This window comes from Candidatus Dadabacteria bacterium (assembly GCA_026708565.1).
Lineage (GTDB): Bacteria > Desulfobacterota_D > UBA1144 > Nemesobacterales > Mycalebacteriaceae > Mycalebacterium.
Window position 1 is genome coordinate 1 of sequence record JAPOUR010000056.1, and the last position, 2936, is coordinate 2936.

The 2936-nt window shown below is 59.8% G+C and carries 3 protein-coding genes; 2 read left to right on the forward strand and 1 reads right to left on the reverse strand.

What is annotated here, in order from left to right:
* The coding region (locus OXF42_06885) for a CCA tRNA nucleotidyltransferase (GenBank protein ID MCY4047808.1) at positions 1-1349 on the reverse strand (1349 nt) is incomplete at its 3' end.
* Positions 1350-1438: 89 nt separating this feature from the next.
* On the opposite strand from OXF42_06885, the gene OXF42_06890 reads away from it, so the two are divergent.
* Positions 1439-2347 (forward strand): hypothetical protein, encoded by a 909-nt coding sequence (locus tag OXF42_06890; GenBank protein MCY4047809.1) that lies wholly within the window; start codon positions 1439-1441, stop codon positions 2345-2347.
* Positions 2348-2541: 194 nt separating this feature from the next.
* On the forward strand, positions 2542-2936 hold a 395-nt coding region (locus OXF42_06895; protein MCY4047810.1), incomplete at its 3' end, for a peptidylprolyl isomerase.

The following is a 2936-nucleotide window of genomic DNA, read 5'->3' on the forward strand; positions in this document are numbered from 1 at the left end:
TTCACCAACTCAAGCGCTTCGCTTCTGGTTTTGACCCTGTTTTCCATCTGCGCCTCTTCAACTTGCGAGAGAAGTTTTGAAAACACGGGCCCCGGAGTAAGCCCCATCTCTATCAAATCAGTTCCCGTAATCAGCGGGGCGGGTTTGATTTCCTCCTCGCCGAACTCCTCCAACTTTGCCTTCGCAAACTCATAGGCGTCCGTCAAGCCGTGGCTTGCAAGGCAGTCGGCCTGATGAAGGGCAAGGTGTTCCTCAAAATACGGCATTCCCAGAAACCGCTTCAGAGTGCTTTCCCTCATCTTGAATATGTCCTTGAACTTCAGGTGATGGCGCACAAGTTCGCATATCCTTTCGGTCTGCTTGTTTGAAAATCTCAGGCGGCGGCACACCTTTTTCGCCATTGCCGCGCCCACCCTGTCATGCCCGTTGAAGCGGATTCTGTCTCCGTCCCCGTCCGGCGCCTCAAAGGTGGGCGGCTTGCCTATGTCGTGAAGAAGCGCGCCGACCGCAAGTTCGGGCGACCTTTCGGGCGTATGCTCCTCAAGGCGGTCAAGAACCAGTTGCGTGTGAACAAACACATCGCCTTCGGGATGAAACTCCGGCGGCTGGGCGACGCCCGCCATGGCGTCCGCTTCGGGAAGAATGCGGGCGAGCAACCCCGTTTCCCTGAGCAGGCCGAGACCGCGCCCGCTGTTCGGGCGCGTGAGCATCTTCACTATTTCCTCCCGCGTCCTCTCCGGGCTCACGGAACTTATCATTCCGCAGTTTTCCCGTATCGCCTCAAACGTTTTGCCCTCAATTTCAAAACCGAGATTCGCCGCGAAACGCGCCGCGCGGAGCATGCGCAAATGGTCTTCGGAAAACCTTTCAAGCGGCTCTCCGATGGTTCGGACAACCTTGTTTTTCAAATCCGCAACGCCGCCCGCATAGTCAAACACCTCTCCCGTTTCGGGGTCAAGAAGCAGCCCGTTTATGGTGAAGTCGCGCCGCTCCACATCCTCCCTCGCGCTCTTTGAGTAGCGCACCGCTTCGGGGCGTCTGCCGTCTTTGTATCCCATGTCCGCGCGGTAGGTGGCAACCTCAAACTCGCCGCCGCCCTCCCGAACCACGATAACGCCGAAACTCCGCCCCACCCCGTATGTGCGCCGGAACAGTTTCGTAACCTCGTCCGGCGTTGCCGAGGTGGTGATGTCAAACTCTCCGGCGGGAAGCCCGCACAGCGCGTTGCGGACGCATCCGCCCACAAAAAACGCCTCGTGCCCGGCGTCTCTGAGAGAGCGCACCACCGCCCGCGCCGCCTCAAACAACGGCTTCGGGAGGCGTGAAAGGTCTATTTTTTCAGGCGGCATTGCGAATTTTCCATCAAACTTTTCACAGGGGCGGACGGTGTGTATTATAACCCGCGAGCGGCGAAGGTTTCCGCTCCCCGGTGTTTTTCATGCTCCCAAGCACATTTCCCGCCGCCATAAAACAGCAGGTGTCCGAAAGAGGCTCCGCTTTGCTCATTCAGAGGAGAGACGGCATGAGCTGGAAGCAAATAACATGGAAGGATTTTGAGACCGACGCCGAAAGCATGGCCGCGTTTCTCGCAAGCGGCGGTTTTTGCGCGGGAGACCCGGCGTTTTTCAGTCCGGGAGGAGCGTATCCGCGCTTGGTGGCGGAGACCGCCGTTCTGATGCTCGGCGGCGTGTCGGTTTCGGGCGCGCCTCCCGCCGGGGCAAAAGCGGCGTTTGTAAAAGACCGCGAGGCGGCGGAGGCGGCGGGGGCGGACACGGCGGTTTACTTTTCGGGAGCCGCCGCGCCGGACGGCAAAACGGCCGGTTTTGAGGCGGCGGTTAAATTCGGTTTTATGCGGAGAAAGAAGACCCGCGACCAGATCCGCGAGGCAATTTCGTCCGTCCGCCCGGAACAGGCGGCGTTTGACATCCGGGACGGCGACGGCGCGGGTGTCCGGACGCACGGCGAGTTTATGACAATGCTGTCGGAGGCGGCTGAACACGCGGGCGGCGCTCTGGGCGCGGAGTCGCAGTGTTACTGCCACCTTCCGGAGGCGGACATCTTTTCGCGTGTCGCGGGGTTTCTGCCCCTGTTTGTGTCCGCGCGGTGGGCGGCGGCGGAGGGGCGGGATGAGTTTTTTGCTGATATACTGGAGGTCATGCCCACGGTTGCGCTTGTTGATGCGGAAACGGTTGAAGTGATTGCCCGCGGAGACGGCGGATTTCAGGGCTTTGGCGGGAGGCTTGCCCACATACTCACGGGGCGCGCGCCGCAGACGGACGGGTTTTTCACCCGTCTCGGCGTTGAGGTCCGTGAGTTGCCGGTTGCGCCCGCAGGGAGGAAAACATGAAAAAATTTTTTGCAGCCGCGCTGTGCGCCGCTCTGCTGACCGGATGCGGCGGCGACGGCGGGGAGAAAAGTGAGCGGCAGTCCGAAAAAAAGCGGACTGAACGAAAACAGACCGAATCAAAACGGACAAAACAAAAACAGTCTGGAGGAAAAACGACTATGGCAGAGCCAAAACAATGGGAATCTCCGCCGGAGATGAGCATAGACCCGTCAAAAATCTATGTGGTGAATATGGAGACAAACCGGGGCGGTATCACGCTTGAACTTTACCCCGAACACGCTCCCAAGACGGTCAACAACTTTGTGTTTCTTGCGGGCGAGGGGTTTTATGACGGCGTTACTTTCCACCGCGTCATACGGGACTTTGTGATTCAGGGCGGCGACCCGTCCGGCACGGGCGCGGGCGGCCCCGGATACCGCTTTGAGGATGAAACGGCGGGCAACCCGCTGGTTCACGCCGCGGGCGTTATCTCAATGGCGAACGCCGGCCCCGACACCAACGGAAGCCAGTTTTTCATCACCCACGCCCCCCAGCCGCACCTCAACGGCCGCCACACGGTTTTCGGCAAGGTTACAAGCGGGATGGACAT

Excerpts from the sequence above, each read along its gene's own strand:
- OXF42_06890 (MCY4047809.1), top strand. The coding sequence starts at position 1,439 with ATGCTCCCAAGCACATTTCCCGCCGCCATAAAACAGCAGGTGTCCGAA.